General features: G+C 31.3%; 28 protein-coding genes and 1 tRNA gene. 21 read left to right on the top strand and 8 right to left on the bottom strand.

Annotated elements, in window-relative coordinates; all coding sequences use genetic code 11:
• Positions 1 to 33 precede the first annotated feature (33 nt).
• The 16 genes from ACZ5VL_RS00725 to ACZ5VL_RS00650 all read left to right on the top strand — a co-directional run bounded on the left by ACZ5VL_RS00725 (position 34) and on the right by ACZ5VL_RS00650 (position 14,062).
• Complete coding sequence (locus ACZ5VL_RS00725; RefSeq protein ID WP_464199024.1) at positions 34 to 1,152, top strand: ABC transporter ATP-binding protein; 1,119 nt, start codon at positions 34 to 36, stop codon at positions 1,150 to 1,152.
• Positions 1,152 to 2,018, top strand: coding sequence for a carbohydrate ABC transporter permease (locus ACZ5VL_RS00720; RefSeq protein WP_464199022.1), 867 nt, complete (start codon positions 1,152 to 1,154; stop codon positions 2,016 to 2,018). Before ACZ5VL_RS00725 ends, ACZ5VL_RS00720 begins: the two co-directional genes overlap by 1 nt.
• Complete coding sequence (locus ACZ5VL_RS00715) at positions 2,018 to 2,845, top strand: carbohydrate ABC transporter permease (protein ID WP_464199020.1); 828 nt, start codon at positions 2,018 to 2,020, stop codon at positions 2,843 to 2,845. The genes ACZ5VL_RS00720 and ACZ5VL_RS00715 overlap by 1 nt, the downstream gene beginning before the upstream one ends.
• 65 nt (positions 2,846 to 2,910) lie before the next feature.
• The gene (locus ACZ5VL_RS00710) at positions 2,911 to 4,131 is read left to right on the top strand and encodes an extracellular solute-binding protein (RefSeq protein WP_464199018.1); all 1,221 of its coding nucleotides are present in this window, start codon (positions 2,911 to 2,913) and stop codon (positions 4,129 to 4,131) included.
• 56 nt (positions 4,132 to 4,187) lie between these two features.
• The gene (locus ACZ5VL_RS00705) at positions 4,188 to 5,000 is read left to right on the top strand and encodes a metallophosphoesterase (RefSeq protein ID WP_464199016.1); all 813 of its coding nucleotides are present in this window, start codon (positions 4,188 to 4,190) and stop codon (positions 4,998 to 5,000) included.
• Between the two features lie 279 nt (positions 5,001 to 5,279).
• The gene (gene rpmI / locus ACZ5VL_RS00700; RefSeq protein ID WP_464199014.1) at positions 5,280 to 5,474 is read left to right on the top strand and encodes a 50S ribosomal protein L35; all 195 of its coding nucleotides are present in this window, start codon (positions 5,280 to 5,282) and stop codon (positions 5,472 to 5,474) included.
• An 84-nt stretch (positions 5,475 to 5,558) separates the two neighbouring features.
• Positions 5,559 to 5,912, top strand: a complete 354-nt coding sequence (rplT, locus tag ACZ5VL_RS00695; RefSeq protein WP_464199012.1) for a 50S ribosomal protein L20 — start codon at positions 5,559 to 5,561, stop codon at positions 5,910 to 5,912.
• Between the two features lie 234 nt (positions 5,913 to 6,146).
• The gene (napA, locus tag ACZ5VL_RS00690) at positions 6,147 to 8,933 is read left to right on the top strand and encodes a nitrate reductase catalytic subunit NapA (RefSeq protein ID WP_464199010.1); all 2,787 of its coding nucleotides are present in this window, start codon (positions 6,147 to 6,149) and stop codon (positions 8,931 to 8,933) included.
• A 2-nt stretch (positions 8,934 to 8,935) separates the two neighbouring features.
• A complete protein-coding gene (gene napG, locus ACZ5VL_RS00685) occupies positions 8,936 to 9,685 on the top strand; it encodes a ferredoxin-type protein NapG (RefSeq protein WP_464199008.1) in 750 nt (249 codons plus the stop codon).
• Between the two features lie 2 nt (positions 9,686 to 9,687).
• Positions 9,688 to 10,476: a quinol dehydrogenase ferredoxin subunit NapH gene (gene napH, locus ACZ5VL_RS00680; protein WP_464200209.1), complete on the top strand. Its 789-nt coding sequence runs from the start codon at positions 9,688 to 9,690 to the stop codon at positions 10,474 to 10,476.
• On the top strand, positions 10,477 to 10,989 hold the full coding sequence (locus ACZ5VL_RS00675; protein ID WP_464199006.1) for a nitrate reductase cytochrome c-type subunit: 513 nt from the start codon (positions 10,477 to 10,479) through the stop codon (positions 10,987 to 10,989).
• 3 nt (positions 10,990 to 10,992) lie between these two features.
• Positions 10,993 to 11,442, top strand: a complete 450-nt coding sequence (locus tag ACZ5VL_RS00670; protein WP_464199004.1) for a 4Fe-4S dicluster domain-containing protein — start codon at positions 10,993 to 10,995, stop codon at positions 11,440 to 11,442.
• Positions 11,442 to 12,368, top strand: a complete 927-nt coding sequence (locus ACZ5VL_RS00665; RefSeq protein ID WP_464199002.1) for a WD40 repeat domain-containing protein — start codon at positions 11,442 to 11,444, stop codon at positions 12,366 to 12,368. Before ACZ5VL_RS00670 ends, ACZ5VL_RS00665 begins: the two co-directional genes overlap by 1 nt.
• Positions 12,365 to 12,694, top strand: a complete 330-nt coding sequence (locus ACZ5VL_RS00660) for a chaperone NapD (protein WP_464199000.1) — start codon at positions 12,365 to 12,367, stop codon at positions 12,692 to 12,694. The genes ACZ5VL_RS00665 and ACZ5VL_RS00660 overlap by 4 nt, the downstream gene beginning before the upstream one ends.
• A gap of 78 nt (positions 12,695 to 12,772) precedes the next feature.
• Positions 12,773 to 12,849 (top strand) — tRNA-Ile (locus ACZ5VL_RS00655).
• A gap of 76 nt (positions 12,850 to 12,925) precedes the next feature.
• Positions 12,926 to 14,062, top strand: a complete 1,137-nt coding sequence (locus ACZ5VL_RS00650; RefSeq protein ID WP_464198998.1) for a PilZ domain-containing protein — start codon at positions 12,926 to 12,928, stop codon at positions 14,060 to 14,062.
• A gap of 65 nt (positions 14,063 to 14,127) precedes the next feature.
• Here ACZ5VL_RS00650 and ACZ5VL_RS00645 read toward each other — a convergent pair whose 3' ends face one another.
• The 8 genes from ACZ5VL_RS00645 to ACZ5VL_RS00610 all read right to left on the bottom strand — a co-directional run bounded on the left by ACZ5VL_RS00645 (position 14,128) and on the right by ACZ5VL_RS00610 (position 20,735).
• A complete protein-coding gene (locus tag ACZ5VL_RS00645; protein WP_464198996.1) occupies positions 14,128 to 14,925 on the bottom strand; it encodes a CheR family methyltransferase in 798 nt (265 codons plus the stop codon).
• On the bottom strand, positions 14,922 to 15,500 hold the full coding sequence (locus ACZ5VL_RS00640) for a CheB methylesterase domain-containing protein (RefSeq protein WP_464198994.1): 579 nt from the start codon (positions 15,498 to 15,500) through the stop codon (positions 14,922 to 14,924). The genes ACZ5VL_RS00645 and ACZ5VL_RS00640 overlap by 4 nt, the downstream gene beginning before the upstream one ends.
• Positions 15,501 to 15,994: 494 nt before the next feature.
• Positions 15,995 to 16,258: a FlhB-like flagellar biosynthesis protein gene (locus ACZ5VL_RS00635; protein WP_464198992.1), complete on the bottom strand. Its 264-nt coding sequence runs from the start codon at positions 16,256 to 16,258 to the stop codon at positions 15,995 to 15,997.
• On the bottom strand, positions 16,259 to 18,325 hold the full coding sequence (fliK, locus tag ACZ5VL_RS00630) for a flagellar hook-length control protein FliK (protein WP_464198990.1): 2,067 nt from the start codon (positions 18,323 to 18,325) through the stop codon (positions 16,259 to 16,261).
• A 12-nt stretch (positions 18,326 to 18,337) separates the two neighbouring features.
• Positions 18,338 to 18,790 (bottom strand): hypothetical protein, encoded by a 453-nt coding sequence (locus tag ACZ5VL_RS00625; RefSeq protein ID WP_464198988.1) that lies wholly within the window; start codon positions 18,788 to 18,790, stop codon positions 18,338 to 18,340.
• A complete protein-coding gene (locus tag ACZ5VL_RS00620; RefSeq protein ID WP_464198986.1) occupies positions 18,768 to 19,070 on the bottom strand; it encodes an AtpZ/AtpI family protein in 303 nt (100 codons plus the stop codon). The genes ACZ5VL_RS00625 and ACZ5VL_RS00620 overlap by 23 nt, the downstream gene beginning before the upstream one ends.
• A 1-nt stretch (position 19,071) precedes the next feature.
• Entirely contained in the window at positions 19,072 to 20,349 is a 1,278-nt protein-coding gene (gene hemL / locus ACZ5VL_RS00615; RefSeq protein WP_464198984.1) for a glutamate-1-semialdehyde 2,1-aminomutase, read from the bottom strand.
• A complete protein-coding gene (locus tag ACZ5VL_RS00610) occupies positions 20,346 to 20,735 on the bottom strand; it encodes a c-type cytochrome (RefSeq protein ID WP_464198982.1) in 390 nt (129 codons plus the stop codon). The genes hemL and ACZ5VL_RS00610 overlap by 4 nt, the downstream gene beginning before the upstream one ends.
• Before the next feature lie 80 nt (positions 20,736 to 20,815).
• Here ACZ5VL_RS00610 and folD point away from each other — a divergent pair, with 80 nt between their 5' ends.
• From folD to recG, 5 genes are all read left to right on the top strand, one after another.
• Positions 20,816 to 21,673, top strand: coding sequence for a bifunctional methylenetetrahydrofolate dehydrogenase/methenyltetrahydrofolate cyclohydrolase FolD (folD, locus tag ACZ5VL_RS00605; protein WP_464198980.1), 858 nt, complete (start codon positions 20,816 to 20,818; stop codon positions 21,671 to 21,673).
• Positions 21,670 to 22,515 (top strand): signal peptidase I, encoded by an 846-nt coding sequence (lepB, locus tag ACZ5VL_RS00600; protein ID WP_464198978.1) that lies wholly within the window; start codon positions 21,670 to 21,672, stop codon positions 22,513 to 22,515. The genes folD and lepB overlap by 4 nt, the downstream gene beginning before the upstream one ends.
• 77 nt (positions 22,516 to 22,592) lie before the next feature.
• Positions 22,593 to 23,609, top strand: a complete 1,017-nt coding sequence (locus ACZ5VL_RS00595; protein WP_464200207.1) for a dehypoxanthine futalosine cyclase — start codon at positions 22,593 to 22,595, stop codon at positions 23,607 to 23,609.
• A gap of 16 nt (positions 23,610 to 23,625) precedes the next feature.
• The gene (locus ACZ5VL_RS00590; RefSeq protein WP_464198976.1) at positions 23,626 to 24,852 is read left to right on the top strand and encodes a M16 family metallopeptidase; all 1,227 of its coding nucleotides are present in this window, start codon (positions 23,626 to 23,628) and stop codon (positions 24,850 to 24,852) included.
• The gene (recG, locus tag ACZ5VL_RS00585) at positions 24,842 to 26,650 is read left to right on the top strand and encodes an ATP-dependent DNA helicase RecG (protein ID WP_464198974.1); all 1,809 of its coding nucleotides are present in this window, start codon (positions 24,842 to 24,844) and stop codon (positions 26,648 to 26,650) included. The genes ACZ5VL_RS00590 and recG overlap by 11 nt, the downstream gene beginning before the upstream one ends.
• Positions 26,651 to 26,652 lie beyond the last annotated feature (2 nt).

The following is a 26,652-nucleotide window of genomic DNA, read 5'->3' as shown; positions in this document are numbered from 1 at the left end:
GTTACACTTCGAAAAATTGAGAAAAGGACAAGTGTGCTAAATATTAAAAACATAGAGAAAAAATTTGGCGAAACTCTAGTTTTAAAAAATATAAACTTAGATATTGAAGATGGTGAGTTTATAACTTTAGTTGGTGAAAGCGGAAGCGGCAAATCAACGCTTCTTAGGATTATAGCAGGACTTGAAGCGCAAACAAAAGGAACTATTGTACTTAATGATGTGGATATATCAAATTTTGCGCCTAAAAACAGAGATATGGCTATGGTTTTTCAAAGTTATGCTCTCTATCCACACTTAAGTGTTAAAGAAAATATTGCAACCCCGTTAATCGCTAGAGGTAAATTTATACATAAGCTTCCTTTTGCTACTAAGATTTTTGCTGGGGCTAAAAAATGGCGTGAAGATATAAACAAAAAAGTGAATGAAGTAGCATTAGGACTTAAAATTTCTCATCTACTTGGTAGAAAGCCAAAGGCACTCTCAGGTGGACAGTGTCAAAGAGTTGCTTTAGGAAGAGTAATGATACGCAAGCCAAAAGTATTTTTGATGGATGAACCACTCTCAAATTTAGACGCAAAACTTAGAGCTCATATGCGAAATGAACTTACGCAACTTCATAGAAAAATTGGTATAACTTTCATATATGTTACTCACGATCAAGTTGAAGCTATGACTATGAGCGATAGGATAGCGTTTTTAGTTGATGGAAATTTACTTCAAGTTGATACTCCTGATAATATGTACAACAACCCAAACCATATAAAAGTTGCCCAATTTATTGGAACTCCTACAATAAATACAGCAAAAGCTGTGATGGATGGCGAAAATATAATCTTTGAAAACTCCTTTAAATATGGTGATGAGCAAAATTGCATAATATTTGCCATAAGACCTGAGTTTACAAGCGTAGACAATAATAGCGAGTATAAAGGTATAGTAAAAAACACCGAAAATATGGGAAATGAGTATCTCATCCACATAAAAGCTAAATTTGCAAAATCCTATTTTATTATAAAAGCCTCGTCAGATGTGGCAAAAAAGATAAAAATAGGCGATGAGATAGGTATAGATATAGACTTTAACAAGGCTTTATATTTTGAACAAAACGGAAGTAGAATTTATAATATAAACAAAAAAGAAAAGATTGCATAATGAACACAAGATTAAGCACTTTAGCTTTTATAACTCCTGCAATTATCTTAATGCTTTTGTTTTTAATAGGTCCTATACTTAGCGTTTTTTTCTTAAGTTTTACAGACTGGCAACTTGGAAATTTAGATATAAATTTCATAGGGTTAGATAACTATAAAAATATGCTAAAAGATCAGGGTTTTATGATGTCTGTTAAAAACACCTTGATTTATGTAATTATAGTAGTTCCCATATCTGTTTTTGGTGGGCTTTTTATAGCCATAATGGTTGAAGCTAGAGATAGTGGCAAAGCTTTTTATAGAACAGTTTTTTTCTTACCTGTGATGGCAACACTAATTGCCATGAGTATAGTTTGGGAGTATATATTGCAGCCTGACTTTGGAATGCTAAATAAAATTTTAGCTTCTTTTGGTGTTGATGGCAAGAACTGGCTAAATAATAAAGACACGGTTTTGTTTGTATTGGCTGGCATTGGAATTTGGCATCAGTTAGGCTATAACATGGTGCTATTTATGGCTGGACTTATGAGCATACCAAGACATCTTTACGAAGCTGCTAGAATGGACGGGGTAGCAAGTGGTTGGCCTCAGTTTAAACTTATAACATGGCCTCTTTTAGGGCCTGTATTACTTTTTGTTATCGTTATAACTTCCATAAAAGCATTTCAAGTTTTTGACACGGTTGCCGTTTTAACAAGAGGTGGTCCGACAAAAGCTAGCGAAGTTCTTTTATATACTATCTATCAAGAAGCATTTGTGTTTTTTAGAACAGGCTATGCAGCTGCTATATCGGTTGTGTTTTTGTTTTTTATACTGATTTTGACAGTTATAAAGATCAAGTATTTAGATAGAAGGATACATTATTGATGAAAAAATTTGATTGGTTTTGTATATTTAGACATGTGCTTTTGCTATCATTTTCACTACTTTTTTTGTTTCCATTTGTTTGGATGATAATAACTGGATTTAAACCTGAATCTGAAATTTTCTCAAACGAACTTAGGTTTTTACCTATAAACTCAGTTGGCTTTAGTAATTATATTGGGGCTTTTAAAACAACACCACTTTTAAGATTTTTAATAAATGGTGTTTTTGTAACTGCAGTTATCTTGTTTACTCAAATTTTAGTTGCATTTCCTTGCGCTTACGCACTTGCAAAGCATAAGTTTATAGGAAAAGACTTTTTACTTATAGTCATAGTTGGTTGCCTTCTTATACCACCACAAGCTATCTCGGTTCCACTTTACATACTCATGTATAAATTTGGTTTTTTAGATACTTATGCTGGACTTATAGCACCATTTACAATATCAGTTTTTGGTATATTTTTGATAAGACAGTTTTTTAATACTGTGCCAGATGATCTTATACACGCAGCCAGAATGGATGGTTTTAGTGAATTTGCTATCGTGTGGAAAATAATGCTTCCTACAACTATTCCTGCATTAGTTTCGTTTGGAATTTTTTCTATCGTTGCTCATTGGAATGATTATTTTTGGCCGCTAATAGTTCTTAGTTCAGAAGAGCTTTTCACACCACCTCTTGGTGTTGTGGCATTTAAAAATGATGAGGCTGGAAATAGTTATGGGCCGTTAATGGCAGCATCAACGATAATAATCCTTCCATTAATAGTAGGATTTTTATTTATGCAAAGAAAATTTATAGAGGGTATAACAAGTACAGGTATAAAATAAAAAGATAATATAAGTTATTAGGTGCTTCAAAAGCTAAGAACTCAAATTTTAAACTAGGAGAAAAAATGAATAATTTTTTAAAAGCTACTTTAGTTGCTTCAACATTGGTTACATGTATGTTTGCTAAAACTGAGTTAACTGTATCATACAGTTATGCGTGGTTTACAGAACTTCACGAAAAAATCAAAGCTGATTTTGAAAAAGAAAATCCAGATATTGAGATAAAGCTTTTAAAGCCTACACTAAACTATGAAGAAAATGCCGCAAAGCTTTTAAGAGAAAAAGTTGTAAACAAGCTTCCTGATGTTGCTTATATAAGCTTTAACTATCTAAAGACTTTAAAGAACAAAAACGTTCCAATAGCTTTAAATGAATATTTAAGCGAAGAGGATAAAACAAAAAATGGCTATACAAAAGAGATGCTAAATCCAACTACCATAGATGGCAAAGTTTATGCTATACCTTTTGCAGCAAGTTTACCTATAACTTATTATAATATGGACCTTGTGAAAAAAGCTGGATGGAATAAAGAGTTACCAAATACTTGGGAAGAGGTATTTGAATTATCAAAAGCTATTAACAAACTTGATGGTAAACATGGTATGTACTTTGCAAACTACTCAGATGCATGGCTTCAAATGGGGCTTGTACTAAGTCAAGGTGGTGAGTTTATAAAAGATGGCAAGATAGGTTTTAACAACGAAGTAGGTAAATGGGCATTTAAACTAATGTCTGATTTTAGTACAGTTGCTGGTATGCCAAATATGAACGATGCTAGTGCGAAAAAGTCTTTTATAGCTGGAAATATAGGCTTATATGTTGGTTCATCTGCCACATTAGTAACACTACAAAACTCTATAGGCTCAAATTTTGAGCTACAAACTCACAAATTTCCAAGCGTAAAAGAAAACGGTAAACTCCCTGTTGGCGGTAGTGTTGCAATGTTAACAAGCGATAAAAACAAAGAGGCTGCACTAAAATATATAAAATATGTAACTGGCAAAATAGGTAATGCTTATGTGCCACAATATACTGGATACATGGCTACCAATACACTTGCAATTGATGCTTTAAAAGATTTTTACACTAAAAATCCAAACCAGCAAACAGCGCCATCTCAGTTGCACTTAATGGCTCCATGGCCGACATTCCCAGGTGAAAACGCTTTAAAAGCATCTGATATAGTTCATAACTACTCAAATCTTTTGCTAACTGGTGAAAGAAAAGATTCTGAAGCTGTTTTAGATGAGATGACAAAAAAAGTTAACGATATACTTCCAAAATAATTATTTAAAAATTTACACCAGCAAAGCTGGTGCAAATTTAACCTCAAGGAGAAATTTTGAAAATCATACATATGAGCGATCTTCACTATGGAGAAAAAGACGAAGCTATTTATTTTAAAGAGCCATCATTTGCGATGAGAGAAGCTATAAGAAGCATAAACAAACTTCACGCAGATGCAGACTTTTTATTACTTACAGGCGACTTAGCACATAGCGGTAAACTTGGATCTTATGAGTATTTGATGAATGATTTAAATCAGCTTAAGATTCCTGTATACTTTACCATAGGAAATCATGATGATAGAACAAACGCGCTTGCAGCTTTAAAAGGCATAAAAGCTGATGAAAACGGCTTTTTACAACAAGCTATAAATTTAAGAGATGATACTATTTTACTAATACTTGATAGTAAAAAGATAGGAACTCATGCGGGAGAGTATTGCGAAAAAAGACAGACTTGGTTAAAAAAGCAACTTGAAATTTATAAAGATAAACAAATTTTAGTATCAATACATCATGCACCTTTTAACACTGGGCTCCATAGCATGGACAAGATAAGACTAGACAAAAATGATAGTTTAGAAATTTATAAACTTCTTATGAAACACGGCGGAATTAAACATATGTTTTTTGGACACTACCATAGACCACTTTCTGGCATGTGGGGTGAAATTTCATATTCAAGTTTAAGAGGCATAAATCATCAAGTTAAACTGGATTTTGAAAGTAGTGTTGAGCTATGCACATACGAAGAACCACAATATAGCGTTGTTTTGATAGATGAGAATTTAGAAAAGAATGAGCCAGCAAGTATAGCAGTTCATTATTATGACTTTATGTATACTCAACCTTTTGAGTTTGCTCTGTGAGTTTATTAAAATTATGTAAACCGTATAACTTAATTATAGATAAAACCTTGTGTTTAGCTAAAATTTCGCCCTCTTTATACTATTTGCCATTACACTAAATGAGCTATAAATTTTAAGTTGTTCTATTTTTGAAGCATATTGTAAAAAATTTATAATCCTTTTGTTATAAAGAGGTGCATGTAATTTAAAACAATTGAGTCATTGCTTATTAATTCAATTTTTTTAAAGCAAATTTTAGATATAATTATTTTTCTTTACAAAATTTTTCAAAGGATTAGTATGCCAAAAATGAAATCTGTTCGAGGTACTGCTAAGCGTTTTAAAATTGGTAAAAACAAGATAAAAAGAGGCTCAGCTTTCAGAAGCCATATCTTGACCAAAATGACACAAAAACGCAAAAGGAACTTAAGAGGTCCTGGTTATGTTGATTCTACAAATGTAACTGCAGTTAAAAAAATGCTTTGTAAAGCATAATAAGGTTTTGATTTAAATCATTCAAACTCCCCTTAAAGAAAGGGAAAGACCCATTAGGGCGCCATTTTGTGAAAGGAAATAAACATGGCAAGAGTAAAAACAGGCGTAGTTAGAAGAAGACGCCATAAAAAAGTTTTAAAATTAGCAAGAGGTTTTTATAGTGCAAGACATAAACATTTCAGAAAAGCAAAAGAGCAATTAGAAAGAAGTTTGTGTTATGCATTTAGAGATAGAAGAGCAAAAAAACGCGACTTCAGAAGATTATGGATAGTTAGAATAAATGCCGCTTGCAGACTAAATGATATTAGTTATTCTAAGTTTATGAATGGACTTAAAAAATCAGGCATCGAACTTGATAGAAAAATTTTAGCAGATATGGCTATGAATGATGCAACTGCATTTAGTGCAGTAGTAAAACAAGCTAAAGCTGCCATATAATACTTTTAAAAGGCGAGTTTATCTCGTCTTTTTTTTCTTTAATCTTATACTTAATTTTATTTCATTAATCATTGTATTTTCTACTGATTATATCATCAAAATATTTTTTAAAATTATTTAAATTCACAGATAAATTTGCTTGCAAAATTTTGTAAATATTTTATTGATTTAGCTCAAGATATATTAAAGTGTCCTTATGTATAATATAGTATCAAATTTTTTAAAGGAGCTTTAATGGATAGACGTAGCTTTATAAAGAGCGCAGCTAGTGTTGCCGCCTGTAGTAGTGCTGGCATCGCAATTCCTAGTTCTGCACTAGGCGATTCAACTAGCGCAGAAAAGGGCTGGCGTTGGGACAAATCAGTATGCCGTTTTTGTGGAACTGGATGTGGCATAATGGTCGCTACAAAAGATGGCAAAATTGTTGCTGTAAAGGGCGATCCTGCTGCGCCTGTAAATAGAGGATTAAACTGCATAAAAGGATATTTTAATGCAAAAATAATGTATGGTGCTGATAGACTTCAAAATCCACTTTTAAGGCTAAACTCAAAAGATGAGTTTGATAAAAATGGTAAATTTAAAGAAGTTAGTTGGAAAAGAGCATTTGATGAGATGGAAAAACAGTTCAAAAAAGCTTATAATGAGCTTGGACCGACTGGCATTGGTGTTTTTGGAAGTGGTCAGTATACTATCCAAGAAGGCTATACTATCGCAAAACTAATGAAGGGTGGCTTTAGAAGTAATAATATAGATCCAAATGCAAGACATTGTATGGCAAGTGCTGTTGTTGGATTTATGCAAACATTTGGAATTGATGAGCCAAGTGGCTGTTATGATGATATAGAACTAACTGATACGATAGTAACTTGGGGTGCAAATATGGCAGAAATGCATCCTATTTTATGGTCAAGAGTTAGCGATAGAAAACTTGGTGCACCAGATAAAGTTAAAGTTGTGAATTTATCTACATTTTCAACTAGAACTTCAAATTTAGCTGATATAGAAATTATTTTTAGACCTCAAACAGACCTTGCTATTTGGAACTATATAGCAAGAGAGATAGTTTATAACTATCCACAAATGATAGATAAAAACTTCATAGACAAACACTGCATTTTCACAACAGGACCTGTTAATATAGGTTATGGTATGAGAAACGATATAAAACATGCTAAATTTCAACAAAGTGAGCTAGATACTGTTGCAAAACAAAAATCAAAAGTTTTAAGTAATGCAGAAGGCGTAACACTAGCTTATCTTGGTATGAAAAGTGGCGAAACTATGGAGAATACAAACGCATCAAAAGCTGGTGATCATTGGCAAATAGACTTTGATGAGTTTAAAAAAGCACTAGAACCTTATACTCTTGATTTTGTTGCAAATTTAGCAAAAGGCGATGCAAACGAAGATATAGAACAGTTTAAAGGCAAACTTAAAGCTTTAGCTGATTTGTATATAGAGCAAAACAGAAAAGTTGTAAGTTTTTGGACAATGGGCTTTAACCAACACACACGCGGAAGTTGGGTAAACGAACAAAGTTATATGGTGCATTTCTTGCTTGGAAAACAAGCAAAACCAGGAAGCGGTGCATTTTCATTAACAGGCCAACCAAGCGCTTGTGGAACTGCAAGAGAGGTTGGAACTTTCTCACACAGATTACCAGCTGATATGGTCGTTGTAAATCCAAAACATAGAGAAATAACTGAAAAAATATGGAAACTTCCTGCTGGAACGTTAAATCCAAAAAATGGTTCACATTTTATGCAAATTATGCGTGATTTAGAAGATGGCAAAATCAAATTTGCTTGGGTTCAAGTAAACAATCCTTGGCAAAATACCGCAAATGCAAATCACTGGATTAAAGCAGCACGCGAAATGGATAACTTCATTGTTGTAAGTGATGCGTATCCAGGAATTAGTGCAAAAGTAGCTGATCTTATCCTTCCATGTGCGATGATATATGAAAAATGGGGAGCTTACGGTAATGCTGAGCGTAGAACACAACACTGGAAACAACAGGTTTTACCAATTGGAAATGCAATGAGCGATACTTGGCAAATGCTCGAGTTTGCTAAACGCTTTAAACTAAAAGAAGTTTGGGGTGAGAAAAAAATAGATGATAAACTAACACTTCCAAGTGTACTGCAAGAAGCCGCTGCTATGGGTTATAAAGAGGATAATACCTTGTTTGATGTTCTTTTTGCAAACTCAGAAGCTAGGGCATTTGTTCCAAATGATGCAATTATGCAAGGTTTTGATAACACAGAAGTAAAAGGCGATAGTAGAAAAGTTATAGGAAGTGATGATAAAGAATTTACAGGATATGGCTTTTTTATTCAAAAATATCTTTGGGAAGAGTATCGTAAATTTGGAATAGGGCATGGTCACGATTTGGCTGATTTTGATACGTACCATAGAGTTAGAGGTCTAAGATGGCCTGTTGTAAACGGTAAAGAAACACAGTGGAGATTTAATACCAAATATGATCCATATGCGAAACTTTCAGCTCCTAATGATGAGTTTGCATTTTATGGTAATGCAAAAGCAAGTTTACAAAGAGGTGATTTAAAGAGTGCAACAAGTGGCGATCAAAAATTTGCTTTAGCAAATAAAGCTAAAATTTTCTTCCGTCCTTATATGGATCCGCCAGAAACTCCAAGCAATGAGTATCCATTTTGGTTAAGTACTGGTAGGGTTTTAGAGCACTGGCATAGTGGGACTATGACTATGAGAGTTCCAGAACTTTATAGAGCTGTTCCTGAGGCACTTTGTTATATGAATGAAATGGATGGAGCAAAACTAGGTATTGCTCAAAATGATGTAGTTTGGGTTGAGTCACGCCGTGGTAAAGTTAAAGCAAAAGTTGATTTTAGAGGCAGAAATAAGCCGCCAGTTGGTCTTGTTTATGTGCCTTGGTTTGATGAAAAAGTGTATATAAACAAAGTTTGCCTAGATGCGACTTGTCCACTTTCAAGTCAAACTGACTTTAAAAAATGTGCAGTAAGAATTTATAAAGCGTAAAAATGCAAAGAAGAGAGGCTTTAAAACAAGGTTTTAAGATAGCTAGTTTGCTAGTTTGCGGTGGTTTTATTTGGAGTGTGGCTGCAAAAGAAGATACTAAGGTATTTTTGCGCCCACCTGGAGCTTTAGATGAAAAGAAATTTAGTGCAAAATGCATAAAATGTGCTCTTTGTGTAAAAGCTTGTCCATATGATACACTAAAACTAGCCAAACTAAGCGATAGCGCGCTTGTTGGAACGCCTTTTTTTACGCCAAGGATTGTGCCATGTTATATGTGTAGCGACATACCTTGCACAAAAGCTTGTCCTACTGGGGCTTTGGATATAAACTTGCTAAAAACCGATGGCGAGCTTGATATTAAAAAATCCAAAATGGGAGTTGCTATAGTAGACGATAAAACCTGTGTTGCTTATTGGGGTATCCAGTGTGATGTATGCTATAGAGCTTGTCCACTTTTAGATAAAGCTCTTTTTTTGGACTATAAACACAATGAGAGAACGAGTAAGCACGCGTTTTTATTGCCTGTTGTAGATAGTAATTTTTGCACTGGGTGTGGAAAATGCGAAAGAGCTTGCATAACTAAAAAATCATCCATTACCGTAATTCCAAGAGAATATGTGATGGGCAAAGGGAATGATAATTATGTAAAAGGCTGGATAGATGGGGCTGATAAAAAGCTTAAAGATGTTGATACTAAGATTGATTTAGATAAAAAAGAATCACTTGATTATCTAAATAGTAAGGATTTATAATGATAAAATATAGTTTTCTTGCTAAAATGTCTCAGATCATCATACTTATACTTTTTTTGGTTTGTAACTTTTATGGATTTAAGCTATTAAGTGGAGATCTAAGTTCTTCTAGACTTTTTGATACTTTAGCATTAAGTGATCCGTTTGCAGTTTTACAAATTTATCTCGCTACTTTTAGTATTGGTATAAATGCGATAATTGGTGCCTTGATAATATTTTTAGTATATTCGATAATTGCTCCAAGAGTATTTTGTGGATGGGTTTGCCCTGTAAATCTCATAACTAGCTTTGCATATTTCATAAAGCAAAAATTTAGCATAGCAAAAGATGCTAAAGTTTTAAATTTGCCAAAAAATTTAAGATATTTTGTATTAGTTTTAGTATTGGTTTTAAGCTTTTTACTAAGTACTCCGGCTTTTGAAAATGTAAGTTATATAGGTATAATTCAAAGAGGAGTTATATTTTTAGATGTAAGTGTTCTGTTTTGTATATTTGCTATTTTTGTGTTTGATCTATACATATGTGATAGAGGAATTTGTTCTCATATATGCCCACTTGGTGCATTTTACGCACTAAGTAGCAAATTTTCACTCATTAGGGTGCATTATGATATGAAAAATTGCTCAAAATGTATGGATTGCAAAAGGGTTTGTCCGGAAAAACAGGTTTTAAACATGGTGGGAAAAGAAAATGGTTATGTATCTAGTGAGTGTATAAGTTGTGGTAGATGCGTAGATATTTGCCAGCACAACTCGCTGAAATTTGATATAAGAAATTTAAGGAGAAAATAGATGAAAAAATTTGCATTATTCTTTATGATAATTGCACTGTTCATTGGTTGTAGCAAAAATGGTAGTGTTGTTTCAAACTCTGATTTTGGATTAAGACAAAATATTGCTACAGAAGATATAAAACTTGCTGAGGTAGACTGGAAAAAACAGCCAGCAGGACTTTCGAAAAAATATGAAAGATCTTTTGAGAATGCGCCACCGCTTATTTCTCATGATTTAGAAGGTCTTACTCCTATTACAACGGATTTAAATATGTGCGTAACCTGTCATATGCCAGAAGTTGCAAAAGATGCAGGTGCTACAGCTATACCAAAATCACATCTTGTAAGCTTAAGAAATGGAGAAGATCTTCATGGTAAACTTGATGATGAAAGATATGTTTGCTTAACTTGTCATGTACCTCAAGCAAATGCAAAACCTTTGGTTAAAAATAATTTTAAAGCTGATTTTAGATCAAAAAATGGTATATCTAGCTCTAATTTACTAGATGTAATAAATGAAGGCGTTAAATAAAATATGAGAATAATTTCAAGATTAACAGGAAATAAAAAGCCTGTTAATCCGCCATATTTTAGTGGAAAATTTGATTGTAAAGACTGCGAAGCGCCATGTGTTTTATCGTGTGAGAGGAATTTGCTTAAATTTAATGAAACTAGCGTAGAGTTTATTCCAAATGAATATGGTTGTAATTTCTGTGAAAACTGCGCTAAGGCTTGTCCCAGCGATGTAATAAGCTTAGAAAATGAGCATAGTATAGGCGCATTTATAAAAATAAATGTAAATGCTTGTTTGGCATGGAATGAGACGATATGTTATAGTTGTTTGGATGTTTGTAAGTATAAAGCTATAGAGTATTTTGGTGTGTTTAGGCCAACTGTAAATGAAAACTGCGTAGGATGTGGTGAGTGTATTGGAGCTTGTTTTGTAAAAGCAATAAACATATTGCCAAAAAAGGATAATAAATAATGAAAAAAATGGTGCTTTTCTTGATGTTTTATGTACTTGCTTATGCTATAGAGCCTTATAATAAGATAGAACTAGCATCAAATACCATGAATATGCATCTAAAAGATAATTTACTTTTCATAGCTACAGATAATTCAAGTGTTGAAGTTTATGATATAAAATTGAGGAAAATGCTTGAGCCTATAAAAATTCCTTATATAAAAACATATATTAATGAGAAAATGCCTTCAAAAACTTTTAGTATCGATACTATAGGTGGAAAAATCATGCTTTTACACGAAGAAGACTTTGGTAAAAAAGCACTTTCTATATATGAAAATAGTAAGCTAAAAACCATAAGTTTACAAGACGAATCTATAAAAAAAGCTCTTTTTTTGGATGAGAACACAGCAATTCTTGCTTCAATTAGTGATGAAATTTACTATTTTGATTTAAATAATTGTAAAGTGATATTTTCTTTTAAATTTTCAACTGCAGCATTAGGCGATATAGCACTTAACGCAGACAAAAAAACTCTTAGCGTAGCAGATGAGGGTGGGGTTATTTATCTTTTTGATACGCAAAAAAAAGAGGTTATAAAGACATATAGTGCACATAAGGACAACGTTTATTCTCTGCTTTATGAAAACTCTGTTATAGTAAGTGGGAGTGCTGATAAAAATGTAGCTGTGATAAGAAACGGTGAGATAAAATTTGTAAAGAGCGATTTTTTGATTTATTGTGTTGGGCTTAGTAGAAGTGCAAATGTGTTTGCTTATATGGATGGTGAAAATAGTGATATAACTGTAAGAAATGTGGGTGATATGCAAAAAATAGCAACCATAAAAACATCCATGAATACTATAAATAGTATTATTTTTATAGATGATTCAAGTATTGTTGCCTCTGGATATGGAAATGAGATTTTATTTTGGAGATTTAAATGAATATATCAAGTGTAGTGATAAATGTAGATAAAAAATATATAGATGTTGCAAAAGAAAGCATTGCTACTTTAGATGGATGCGAAGTTGTTGCATCAAATGAAGTAAAAATAGTCGCTCTTATAAATGCTAAAAATCTTGATGATGAGCTTGCTAAATTTAAAAGTATAGAAAAATTAAAACATGTTGTTAGCGTTGTTATGGTGTATTCTTATCAAGAAGATATAGAAGATGCTTTAAGTCAAAATGCTATAAATAGCTTTTTAGATGATGATAGTTTGGATACAAAAAATGTCAAATATAGTGGTGATATATATAGAAATATTTGATTTTTTTGCAAATACATAAATTTAGCTATTTTAAAGCTTATATAATGTAAAATTACATTTTTATTTAATTTAATAATTGGGTTCATAGCTCAGTTGGTTAGAGCATCCGGCTCATAACCGGATGGTCCTAGGTTCGAGTCCTAGTGAACCCACCACTTATTTAATCTACTTTTACTAAAAATTTCAAAATAAAATGCTATAATAGGTTTAAATTTTAATTCAAGGATTTACATGATTTTTGAAGATAAGGAATTTATAAGAGAAAACTGCTTAATTATATTAAATTCAATCAAAAGTGATTTTCAAAATTACGCAAAAGAAAAATGTGGCGAATATAAAAAAGCAAAAGTTGATGAGTATGATTTGGCAGATTTTTGTAGTGCCATGTTTTTATCTTTAACTAGTGAAAAGTTAGATATAAATTCTTTATATAATACTCTTAAAATCATGTTTGAAGATGTCTTGTTTCAAAGATATTTTTTGCTTTGTATGATTTCAAGACTACATTATGCTTTTTCAAAAAAAATATTCGTATTAAAAAGAGCCGATCTAGATATTGGGATACTTCATCTTTTTAATATTACAAATGAAATTTATAATGAAATTCTAAATTTACACGAGCAAAAACAACTGCAAGAAAGACAAAAAACTACCATAAATATCCAAAGCAATGGATTTTCACTATTTGAAAATATAATAGATAACTTAAATAGAGTAAAAAATACATCCAACAAATTGCATTTTTTAAACTTGTATGATGGTGTAAAAGTTGAATGTGAAGGAAGTATTATAAGTATTGAACAAGACACTGTGGTTTGTAAAGTAAATTTAATGCAAATTTTAGCAATGAAACAAGAAGGTAATGCTTATATACTTCAAGATGATAATTTACCTCAACATTTAAAAGCTAATATTATATCCATAGATATCAAAAACTCAACTATTTTACTAGGAAATTTTTCTAGACAAGCAAAAATGCCAGCAAAAGATAGAAGATTTTCAAGAGTTCATCCAAATAAATTTACTAAAGTTACGCTTTGTAATGAAGCGGATGTTTGTTTGATAGGAAAACTTTATGATATATCTGAAGGCGGAATGGGCGTTGTAAGTTCTGAAAATGTAGGATTTAAAAACTCTCAAGTCATAACTGCTAAATTTAGTCTTGTTATGCCAAAAACTTTAGAAGAATTTGATTTGGAACTAAAATTTAAGCTCGTCGTTGCTCTAAACTATCAAGGATCCATGAGGTATTGTTTTGAGATAGTAGATAGAAATCAAAATGGTATAAGTAAGCTTATAGAATTTTCTAGACAACGAGAAGAAGAAACATTAAAAGATCTTCAAGATAAGTTGAATTTATATCAATAATAATTTTTATAAATAAAAGAAAGGCTTTTTGTTATAGCCTTTCCTTAATGTACTAAAAGTAAAATTTAGATTTTCTCGTAAAAAGAAATTCCTAGTTCGCTACTTTTTTTGAAAACGTCAGTAAATGGAACAGTATCTGCGCTTCCCACATAAAGTCTTCCACCTGGATTTAAAAGTTTATAAAATGCCTCTATGGCTTTTAACCTAAACTCATTGTTAAAATAAATAAGCATATTTCTTGAGTATATTATGTCATATTTGCCCATTTTTTCAAAGTTATAATCAAATACATTTATAACTCTAAAATTAAGTCTTGGCATAAGTTGCTTTTTAATCTTATAATTACCATCATCTTTTTTATCGAAAAATATATTTTTTTGAGAAAGACTAAGTTTTTGTAGTGCTCTTTCGCTATATTCGCCAAGATTTGCTTTATTGATAGCTTCAGAGTTTATATCAACACCTGTTATGCTAAGCATGGATTTATCTAGACCTAAAGAATATGCTATCATTCCAAGAGAGTAAACTTCTTCTCCGCTAGAGCATGGTGCGCAAAGTATATGTGTTTGCCAATCGCTTTTTTTGCAGTGATAAATACCAGATTCTAGTTGATGAACTTCTCTATAAAAATATGTCTCATTTACTGTAATTAAGTTAATAACTTCTTGTCTTAATACTCTATCTACTATGATTTTATTCATAAGTTGTTCAAATGAACTTATATTTTTACAAACCGCAAAATCATTTAATCTTTTTTTTGCAATATCTTTTTTATCTAGTAACTCTGAGCCAGTAAACTGCCTAATAACGTCTAAAACATTTTCAAAATTTTGACCATCTTGTAAAATAGGTTTTTCATTCATTGTTCATTTTCCTTTAAAAAACTTTCAAGTCTTATTTTAATATTTGCTAGATTAAGAGACAATACATGTGGGTTTAATTCTTTTGCTCTTTTTGGCATACCATAAACTATTGCACTTTCTTCATTTTCTACTATGCATTTGGCTTTTGCTTTATAAAGCTCAAAAAGTCCTTTTGCTCCATCATCTCCAATGCCTGTAAGTAAAATTGCTATTATATCGGCTGATTTTGTTATTTTTGCAGCCGAAGAAAATAGCATATCAACATTTGGATTATATGTTGTTTTTATTTCCCCGTCATATGGTGCTATACTAAGAGGTTGTGTTGGAAGTATAGTTGAGTTTTGTGTGCATATATAAACTCCATTTTTTATAGATATTTTTTTATCAATTTTATTTACCAAATTTTCACTTTTAAAAAAAACTTTCATTTGCTCTATAAAAGTATTCATAAAATTTAGGCTCATATGTTGAGCTATAACTACTGCACAGCTGTTTATATCAATATCAGCAAGTAGCTTTTTTAGATGACCCGGTCCTCCAGTAGAAGATCCAATCAAAACAAGTTTTTGTGCCATTTATATCCTTTTATATCTCGTTTTTACTTACAACTCTATTTCTATGCTATTTATTATGCCCATAAGTATCATTTATGGATTTAAATGATCTATTTGGTTATGATTATACCAAATTGTAGACTATTTTAATTTGAAATGGTTTATTTCCATCTATTTTTTTATCTGTGATTGATATTTTCTAATTATTTATTTTTTCTAAAAAATCCTTGCCTCCTTTGTTTTATCTTTTTCTAATTCATCTTTATTTTTTTATCGTTTAATGCTATTGTATTTTCATCTAAATCTAGAACATAGGTGGTAATATTTGAAAATCTAACGCTATCTTTTAATTTTTTATGTATGGATATAAAAAAGAAATTATTTGTTTTGAATAAAATCTTTCTATAATCTCTGTTCTTGAGCTATTTCAAAATGATTTATAATATCATTTTTGGTAAACTTAATATTGTTTTCGTAAAATTAGTTTTAAAAAGGTTTTTTATATAGTCTTTAAATTATTTGGTTTTATTTGTGATTTTATATAAAAAGCTAAAAATTTCTGCAACTGCTTTGTATAAGTTTTGTGGTATTTCTTGATGTATATCTACTTTGCTTAACAGTTCAACTAAGTCTTCATCTTCTTTTATGGGAATTTCGTGTTCTTTTGCTAAATTTATAATTTTTGATGCAATTTCGCCTTTACCAGTTGCTAAAACTTTTGGAGCGTTATCTTTTTCACGATTATATCCTAATGCGACAGCTTTTTTTATTTTTGCCATTTATGCTCTTTTATCAAAGCCAAGATCAAACATGTCGCTAAATTCATATGCATTCAAAAGAGTATTTTTTGACATGGTTTTTAGGGAAAAATTTGTAATATTTAGACCGGTTCCGATGATCGCAGTTTTTAAATCCCTTGAGTTTTCAAGTATAAGATTTTTAAAATATTCGCTTTGAGCGGCTATGGAAATTTCTAAAAATTTATCTTTTGATAGTGCCAAAAATACATTTAATGAACCATGATCTTTGAAATTTAAATCTATTTTACAGTAATATTTATTTTTTTTACCTTGTTTAAAAGCTATATTTCCGCCTTCTACTCCTTCCCAGACATATGGCATATAGGTTTGAAGTGAACCTGAGGCAAAAGAGGCTAGTTGATGGATGTCAATTTGTGCAATAAGTTTATTTGTTATATTATTTGCTTGGTTTGCGTTAGGAAGCGAGCTATTTTCTGTGGTTTTATTTATATTTAAAAGAGTTTTTTTGATATCCCCATCTAAATTTGCCATTGCTTCAGATCTATTTTTTGGAGTAATTTTTTCTAAGTCATTTTGTGCAACATCAAAATTTTTTAGTAAACTTTTTGTTTCGCCAAGCGTGATTTTTGCATCACTAAATTCTCTACTTGTAAGTTTTGAAATTTGATTTAATTTATTTGCAGCTGCGCTTAATTTATCTTGAAGTGTGAAATTTTCACTTTTTGATATTGAATTATCTGTAGCTATGCTTTGTGAAAAGTTTGAAGCCATGCTTTGTTCATTTGAAGTTATTTTAGTTATTGAGTTTTGTATATCGCTAATGATATTATTAATTTCTTTTTGGAGGCTTGATATTTGTTCGTTTTTTGGTAGATTTATATTGCTTATTTCTGTTTTTAAAGAAGTTACAATTGAATTGATGTTATTTGTAAGTTGTTTTGCAACTTCTTTTGTGATAGATGTTTCTTTTAAAGACTTATTTTGTTGTTGATTAGTTGTAGTTTGTTCTGATTTTAGCAAAGATTCAAGAGGGGATTTTTTTATGTCTTTAATATTTGTATCTTTTTCTTTAATTTCTTGCGAAACATTTGCTTTATTTTTAGTATCTAAAAGTTCATCTTTTATGCTATCGTTAGATTGATTTAAATTTATTGTTTTATCTACTGTATTGGAAATATTTGTTGCATTTGGCATATTTGTATTGTTTATATTTAAAGCTGTATTTTTATTATTCATTGCTATATTTTGTTGCGCTATATTTTGATCTTTTGTATATGATGTTGAAATGTTTTGGTTTATAGTTAATGGTATGTTTTTTGAGTTTAGTTTATTTAAGAAATTTACTATATTTTCGAGCTTAGAAGCTGTTGTTGCAATATTTTTCAAATCAGAATTTTTTGGATTTTGGATGATTTCTTGGGCTGATTTTTTAGCTTCATTTAAAATTTTTTTTAGTTGATTAAAAGATTCTTTTGTATCTAGATTATCATTTTGTGCAAGTTTTGTAAACTCTTTTATAAGTTTATCTGAACTTACTCTTTTCATCTCATTTGCTAGTTTTGTTATGCTAGCTGGTATATTTTCTTCATTTAAAGCTTCTTTTATTGCTGCTTCTAGCATGATTCCTGAATTTTTTATTTGTGTATTTAGTGGAGTTGTTTTTATATCTGCAATTGGTTTTAAAAACTCTTTTAGTTTTGCATTTAGCTCTTTTAGCTCAGGTAAATTTTCACTTAACTTATCTAAAACTTTAGTGAGTTCACTTAAATCTTTCGATAAATTTGGAGCAACTTGCAAAAATTTTGCAGTACTTGTAAGACCTGAGTTTTTGAGCATTAAATTTGAACTAGATTTTATCTCATCAAGTAATTTGTTTACAAGTTTTTCTAGAATTGCAGAGTTTTTTTCTTCACTAACTGCTACATTTTGAGCAATGTCAGGCTTTTTAAAAAGCTCTTTTTTTTCTAGTAAATTTTGCGCAGAAGAAGATGATTTTTCATCTATTTTAGTGGTAGGTTTTTGTGTATTTTTTAAAACTTCTCCGCTTACACCACTATTTATATTGCTAGTTATTTTAGAATCCATTTTTACCTTTTCTTAAATGCTATTTATATTATCGGCTGAATGGTCATATATCTTTAGTCTAAATGCAAATATCATTATGCCAAGTGGCATAAGAAAAATTCCAAGTAAAAAAGGTAATATCTCAAGTCTAGCACTATTTTTTAAAAATAAAAACCCTGATATTAGTAATGCGTAACCTATGATTCTAAAAGGTGAAAAAAAGGTCATTATTTTTTGTGGCATAAATTTTTTTGGTTTTTGTTCATGTGTTTGAGATACATTTTCATCATAAAAAGTATCGTTTAAAACTCTTTTACTATAAGCTCTTATACTAGAAAAAAGTATAATCAAAGAACAAAAAAATGAAATTTGTGAATTTAAAAAAAAATTAGTGCCGATAAAAATAGAAATAATTATCAGCATAGTATCAAGCAAACAATAGGTAAGAACTAAGTTTTTTAGCTCACCACTTTTGGTTATCATCATCTTCTTCTCTATCTTCTTTGTCTTCTTGATATTTTAAATCTTTATATTTTGGATCGTTTTTAAGCTCATCTAGAGAGTTAAGTTGTATTTTATATGCTTTATAAACATTTAAAATTGCAGCAAAAATTCCAAATGCAACACCTACCCAAAATAAAAAGTCTATACCTGTAAATTTTTTTAGTAAATATCCAAACCCAATTCCTAAAAATATCGCAACAACCATTGCTATACCAAGGCTCAAAGCATTGGCGCCTCTTATAAATTCATTTGCTTTTGACATATTACATCTCCTTAAAAGCTTTATTTGCTGCTTTTATAACTTTTTGTATTATTTTTTTATTCATAGCGTTGCATATAAAACTTGTTTCAAACTGACTTGGAGCAAGGTAAATCCCTTGTTTTAGCATATTTGCATGAAATTTAGCAAATGCTTTTGTATCACTTTTTAGTGCGTCTTCGTAGTTTTCAACCTTTTTATCTGTAAAGAAAAAGCCAAACATACTGCCCCTGGTTTCAGTTTGTAACGAAATACCATGTTTTTTAGCTGCTTTACTAAAGCCATCCATTAGCATCTGGCTAAGTGTGCCTAGTTTTTTATACAAATCTTTGTTTTGGTTTATTTTGCTAAGTGCTGCAATTCCTGCGCTCATGGCAACTGGGTTTCCACTTAGCGTTCCTGCTTGATACACAGTGCCATCTGGGCTTAGACAGTCCATTATCTCTTTTTTGCCACCAAATGCAGCTGCACTCATTCCTCCACCTATAACTTTTCCAAAAGTTATCATATCTGCTTTTATATCATGAAAATCAAAACTTCCTCTTTTTGATGCCCTGTATCCGCTCATTACTTCATCTAGGATTAAAACTGCACCGTTTTTATCGCAAAGCTCTCTTAGCTCTTTTAAAAACTCTTTTTTAGCAGGAACTAAGCCCATATTTCCAGCTATTGCTTCTATTATAACAACGCCGATTTTATCTTTGTTTGATTCAAATACATTTTTCACACTTTTTATATCATTATATATGGCTAGATATGTATTTTTTATGATATCTTCTGGAACACCACTACTACTAGCATTTCCATATGTTGTAGCACCGCTTCCTGCTTTTATAAGTAGCGCATCGCTATGGCCGTGATAACATCCTTCGAATTTAAGCAAACCATCTTTTTTGCTGTATCCTCTTGCTACTCTTATGGCGCTCATTGTTGCTTCTGTTCCACTATTTACAAAGCGAATTTTATCTATAAATTTAAACTCATCAAGGATAAGTTTTGCTAAATTTGTCTCACTTAGTGTTGGAGCGCCAAAACTTACACCTTTTTTTGTGCTATTTATGATTGCTTTTTGTATATCTTTATCGCAATGCCCAAATATCAAAGGTCCCCAGCTTTGCACAAAGTCTATATATTTGTTTCCTTCTATATCATAAATATAGCAACCTTTGCCATGATCTATAAATGGAGGAGTGTTATCAACGCTTTTATAAGCTCTAACTGGTGAATCAACGCCACCAGGGATTAGTTTTTTTGCTGCGTCAAATGCAGATTTATTTGTCATTTTTTTCCTTTGCTTGAGTTATTATTTGTTTTATTTGTAACATAGTAGTATAGGCTTTTTATCTCATCAATAGTAAGAAAATAAGTAGGCATAACACCTTTAGCATCCATAATGCCATTTGTAAAATGCTCAAAATCAAGAGCTGTGATATCTGGTGCATCTAAGGTCTTATTTATCTCTTCTTTAAATATTTGGCCATCAATTTTTTTGGTTTTTATGTCTTTATATCTTGCTATAATAGTGCCCTTGCCATCTTTACCGTGGCATTTTACGCAAGAAATTCCGCGTGGATTTTGGTATAGCATTTTTGCATATTCATCTTTTGTGATAAAATCAGCAGAAAATAAATTTAAAGCAAATATACTCAAAAAAACTATAAATTTCATATAAATTTACTCTTTTTAAATAAAATTTTAGCTATGATACAATTTTTGTGATAAAAAAAGCATAAATATCGGAGAAAAATATGAAAATTTTAGATGGAAAAGCCTTAAGCGCTAAGGTAAAATCTGAAGTAAAAGATGAAGCGTTAAGATTAAAAAACTTAGGTGTTCAACCAGCTCTTGCAGTTATTTTGGTTGGAGAGGATAAGGCTTCTCAAACTTATGTTAACTCAAAAGAAAAAGCTTGTAACGCTTGCGAGATACGCTCTATAATGCACAGACTCCCTGCAACTACATCCGAAAGTGAGCTTCTTGCTTTGGTAGATGTATTAAATTTAGACGATAGTATAGATGGAATCTTGGTTCAGCTTCCGCTTCCAGCTCATATAAGTGAACAAAAAGTTATAAAAGCTATATCCCCCCTTAAAGATGTTGATGGTTTTCATGCTATAAATACTGGAAATTTAGTAAGTGGAATTGATGGTTTTGTGCCTTGTACGCCTCTTGGTGTTATGAAAATGTTTAGTGAATATGGGATTGATTTAACTGGAAAAGTAGCTTGTGTCATAGGAAGAAGCAATATTGTTGGAAAACCGATGATAAATTTACTTTTAAATGCAAATGCTACTGTTATCGCAACTCATAGTAAAACAAAAAATCTAAATATGATGACAAAGCAGGCTGATATTGTAGTCGCTGCTATTGGAAAGCCAAAATTTGTAAAATCTGATATGATAAAAGATGGCGCAGTTATTATAGATGTTGGTATAAATAGGCTTAGTGATGGAAGTTTAGTTGGTGATGTTGATTTTGAAAATGTCAAAGATAAATGTTCCTTTATAACTCCAGTACCAGGTGGAGTTGGGCCAATGACTATAGCAATGCTGCTTAGCAATACCATAAAATCAGCTCAAAATAGACTAAATAAAGTAAATTTATGAAAAAAATATTATCTAAAGCTTATCGTTTTTCAAGCAGTTGGACTGGAACTGTTATTATAGTTTTGCTAATAATATTTTTTGTAGCACAAGCTTTTGTAATACCAAGCGGTTCGATGAAAAATACACTTTTAATAGGTGATCATCTTTTTGTAAAAAAATACAGCTACGGCATACCAACTCCTCACATCCCATGGCTTGAAGTGCCAGTTTTGCCAGACTTTAATGGTAATGGTCATATAATCAGCGGGGATAAACCACAGCGTGGCGATATCGTTGTGTTTAGATATCCACATAATCCAAAAATACACTATGTAAAAAGAAATTTTGCAACTGGCGGTGATGAAGTTATTTTTGATGGCAAAGCATTTTATCTAAGAGCGAATGAGGGTGATGAGTATATGAAAAAAGTCTTTGCTGGTAGAGAGTTTGTTACTCTCAATGATAAACTTTTTGTAAAAGAGCCTTACTCTAAAAAAGGCATTCATTATGAAGACGGTAAAGACCTATTTTTAACCATGCTTTCTGTTATGCAAAAAGAAGGTAAGTTAGCGATGCAACCAGCTTTTGTTAAAGAGCTGCCAAAGAGAAATGATTTTAGTGGCTTAAATATAAATGCATTTTACGTTAAAATTCCCGCTGGAGAGTTTTTTATGATAGGAGATAATAGGGATAACTCCTATGATAGCAGATTTTGGGGAAGCGTGCCATACAAATTTATAGTTGGTAAGCCTTGGTTTATATATTTTTCATGGGATAGCGAGTACAAGATAAGATGGGAGAGGATTGGTAGATTTATAGATACGGTAGAAAATAACGAAAAATACATCTATGATCAACCATAAACTTAAATTACTTTGTATGTAAAAATTTAAAAGGCAATGAATTGAAAGATAGAATAAGTATCGATGAAGCCGTTTGGATGATAGATAATATGCCCTTAAATGAGCTTGGGAAGAGAGCTTATGAGCGTAAAAAAAAGCTTCATCCCAAAGGAATAACAAGCTTTGTTATAGATAGAAATATAAATTATACAAATATTTGCTTTGTAGATTGTAAATTCTGTGCTTTTTGTAGGAAAGTAAATGATGAAGATTCTTATATATTAAGTTATGATGAGATAGATAAAAAGATAGATGAGCTTATAGAAATTGGTGGAACAGAGATACTTTTCCAAGGTGGCGTTCATCCACAACTTAAAATAGAATGGTATGAGGATTTAATTGAGCATATCCATACAAAATATCCAAATATAGATATTCATGGTTTTTCTGCAATTGAGATAAGTTATATAGCAAAAGTTAGTAAAATATCCATAGATGAGGTTCTAAAAAGACTTCAAAACAAAGGACTTTACAGCATTCCTGGAGCTGGAGCTGAGATTTTAAGTGAAAGAGTAAGAGAGATTATAGCTCCTAAAAAAATTGATGCAAAAACTTGGTTAAACGTACACGAAAGCGCTCATAAGATAAACATGAAAACAACTGCAACGCAGATGTTTGGCACAGTTGAGACAACAAGAGAGATAGTTGAGCACTGGGATATGATAAGAAATCTCCAAGATAAAACAGGTGGTTTTAGGGCGTTTATTTTGTGGAGCTTTCAAAGTGGCAATACAAAACTCATCGAAGAGCATCCAAATATAATAAAACAATCTCCAAATAAATATTTGCGCTTAGTTGCTGCTGCAAGGCTTTTTTTGGATAACTTTAAAAACATACAAAGTAGTTGGGTAACCCAAGGAAAGTATGTAGGTCAACTTGCACTTAAATTTGGTGCAAATGACATGGGATCAACAATGATGGAAGAAAATGTCGTAAATGCAGCAGGAGCAACATTTAGAATGAACACGCAAGAGCTCATTGATATCATAAAAGATGTTGGAGAAACTCCTGCAAAACGCAACACAAACTATGATATTTTGGAAATTTACAAATAATACGGAGTTAATTTAAGTGGAAAGAAAATTTATAGAGATAAAAGGTATAAAAGTTCCTGTTATTTATGAGAAAAATAACTCTTTGCCGATAGTTAGTATGCAATTAGTTTTTAAGGTTGCAGGTGGTGTACAAAATGACTCTATGGTAGGACTTGCTAAGTTTTGTGAAAAGATAATGAATGAAGGAACTGCCAAAGATGGCGTTAGTGAGTTTTATAAACAACTTGATATGAGGGCAATTAGCCTTGATGTTGGATGTGGTTTTGAAACTTTTAGCATAAGTTTAGATCTTTTAAAAGAACATTTTAGCTTTGGTCTTAAGGCTATAAAAGAGCTTTTTAATGATCCAAATTTAAACGAAGATACTATAGAAAAACTAAAAATTATAACTTCAAGTGAAATTTCAAATTTAAACAGCGATTTTGATTATTTAGCAAAAATAGGGTTAAATAGCATTTTATACAAAGATACAGCATTAGCAAATCCTAGTTTAGGAGATGAAGAGAGTATAAAATCTATAACAAAAGAAAAAATTTCGCACTTTTTAAAAGAAAATTTAGATCTTTCAAATTTATTTATAGTTTTGGGTGGAGACATAGAATTTGATGAACATATTTTAAAAGATATGGTAGAGCCACTAAATTTAGGAATTCTTAGAGTTTTACCTAAATTTGAAACTTCCAAAAAACAAGATATCAATGAACAGTTTAAAAAAACCGAGCAAGCTTATATATATTTTGGTGCTCCATATAATGTTAATATACAAGATTACTATCTTTCAGATGTAGCTACTTTTATTTTAGGAAGTAGTGGCTTTGGAAGTAGACTCATGGAAGAAGTTAGGGTAAAAAGAGGTCTTGCATATAGTGCTTATGCTAAAAATTCACTAAATCTTTCCCATAAACAAATTTGGGGATATTTGCAAACTAAAAATGAAAGCAAAGATGAAGCTCTTGAGGTTGTAAAGAGTGAATTTGCTAAGTTTGTAGAAAATGGTGTAAGTAAAAAAGAGCTTGATATGGCTAAAAAATTCCTTCTTGGAAGTGAGCCACTTAGAAAAGAAACACTTTCAAAAAGACTAAGTGTAGCACAAAGCGAGTATTATTTAGGTCAAAAAGAAGGCTTTTTTAATGAAAATTTAAAGAAAATTGCAGACATAAAACTCAAAGATTTAAATGACTACATATCATCGCACGATGAGATAACAAAGCTAAGCTTTAGCATCATAAGTAATGAAATTTGAACCAAGTGACAAGGAAAATTTAGAAAAAATAGGCGTAACTAGCCTACTTGACCTTGCCTTGGTGCTACCAAAAAGCTATGATGATCTAAGTATAAAAAATGCCCCAAATGAGGGCGAAAATGTTGTAGAAATAGAAGTTAAGTTTCAATCTAGAAAAGCTAGTATTTTGCAAGTAAGCGCGTTTTGCATAACTTGGCAGTGCCAGATAAAAATCATCATTTTTAATGCTAGAAAGTGGCATTTTGGAACTTTTAAAACTGGTAAAAAAATGTTTATACATGCAAAATCATCCTTTGCTTACGGAGCTTGGCAATTTGTAAATCCAAGAGTTGTCACAAAAATAGGTGAGATTTTACCGCATTTCAAAAGAGATTTAAAAGATAGCACTATAACAAATCTTATAAACAAATACATAACTACTAAAAATTTACTTTCTCAAGGATTAAAACAAAATGAGGCAAATTTATTACTAAATTTACATAAAAACAATTTACAAAGCATAGAGATTTTATCAAATTTAAAAGAAAATGAAGAGATTTTTAATACACTTAAATTTGTTGAAATTTATAATTATATGAAAAAATTAAGTGGCAAAAAAATTGAGTTTATGGCAAAAAAAATTGATATTTTTGATATAGCTTCTTGGCTTGATAGTTTGCCATTTAAACCTACGCAAGACCAGCTAAGTGCACTAAATGATATAAAAGATGATTTTATCTCCCAAAAAGCAACAAAGCGCGTTATAATGGGCGATGTAGGAAGTGGCAAGACGCTTGTCATGCTTGGTGCCGCTCTTATGGTGTATCCGCAAAATGCTATTTTAATGGCTCCAACAAGCATTTTAGCTGAGCAAATTTATAGCGAAGCAAAGAGATTATTGCCAAATTTTATGAATGTAATGCTTGTAAAAAGTGGCGATAAAAACTTGGATTTTAACGGCGTAAATTTGACAATAGGAACGCATGTTTTACTTTATAATGATCTTCCAAAAACAAGCCTTGTTATGATAGATGAACAACATAGATTTGGCTCAAATCAGCGTCAAAAGATAAATCTTTTAACAAAAGATGGAGATTTTAGAGCGCATTTTTTGCAGTTTAGTGCTACGCCAATTCCAAGAACTCTTAGCCTAATTCAATCCCAACTTGTAAATTTCAGTTTTTTAAAAACCGTTCCTTATGAAAAGCATATTCACACTTGTGTGATACAAAATGATGGTTTTAGGGATTTGATAGCTCATATAAAAAGAGAGATTGAATTTGGAAAACAGGTTATTATTGTTTATCCGCTTGTTGAAGAAAGCGAAGTTAGCAACTACCAAAGTTTGGATGAGGCAAAAGAGTTTTGGCTTAAAAATTTTAGCAATGTTTACATTACGCATGGAAAAGACAAAAACAAAGAGCAAGTTTTAATTGATTTTAGGGATAAAGGCTTGCTTTTGCTTACTACAACTGTGGTTGAAGTTGGTATATCTTTGCCAAAACTTAGTATCATTGTCATAGTTGGAGTTGAAAAATTAGGTCTAGCTTCGCTTCATCAGCTGAGAGGCAGAGTTGGTAGAAATGGAGGCGAGGGATGGTGCTATCTTTATACAAAATTAAAAACTATTCCTCCACGACTAAAAGAATTTAGTTCTACATTAGATGGATTTAAGGTTGCAAAAATAGATTTGAAAAATCGCCAAAGTGGAGATATACTTGATGGAACTATGCAACATGGGGCAACCTTTGAGTTTTATGATATGGATGAGAGCTTAGCACAAACAGCCGCACATAGATTAAATGAAATAAAAGGATAAAA

It is taken from the genome of Campylobacter sp. GTC17093, from assembly GCF_055397635.1.
The sequence above is the reverse complement of the archived record's forward strand: the minus strand, read 5'-3'. Positions and strand labels throughout refer to the sequence as shown.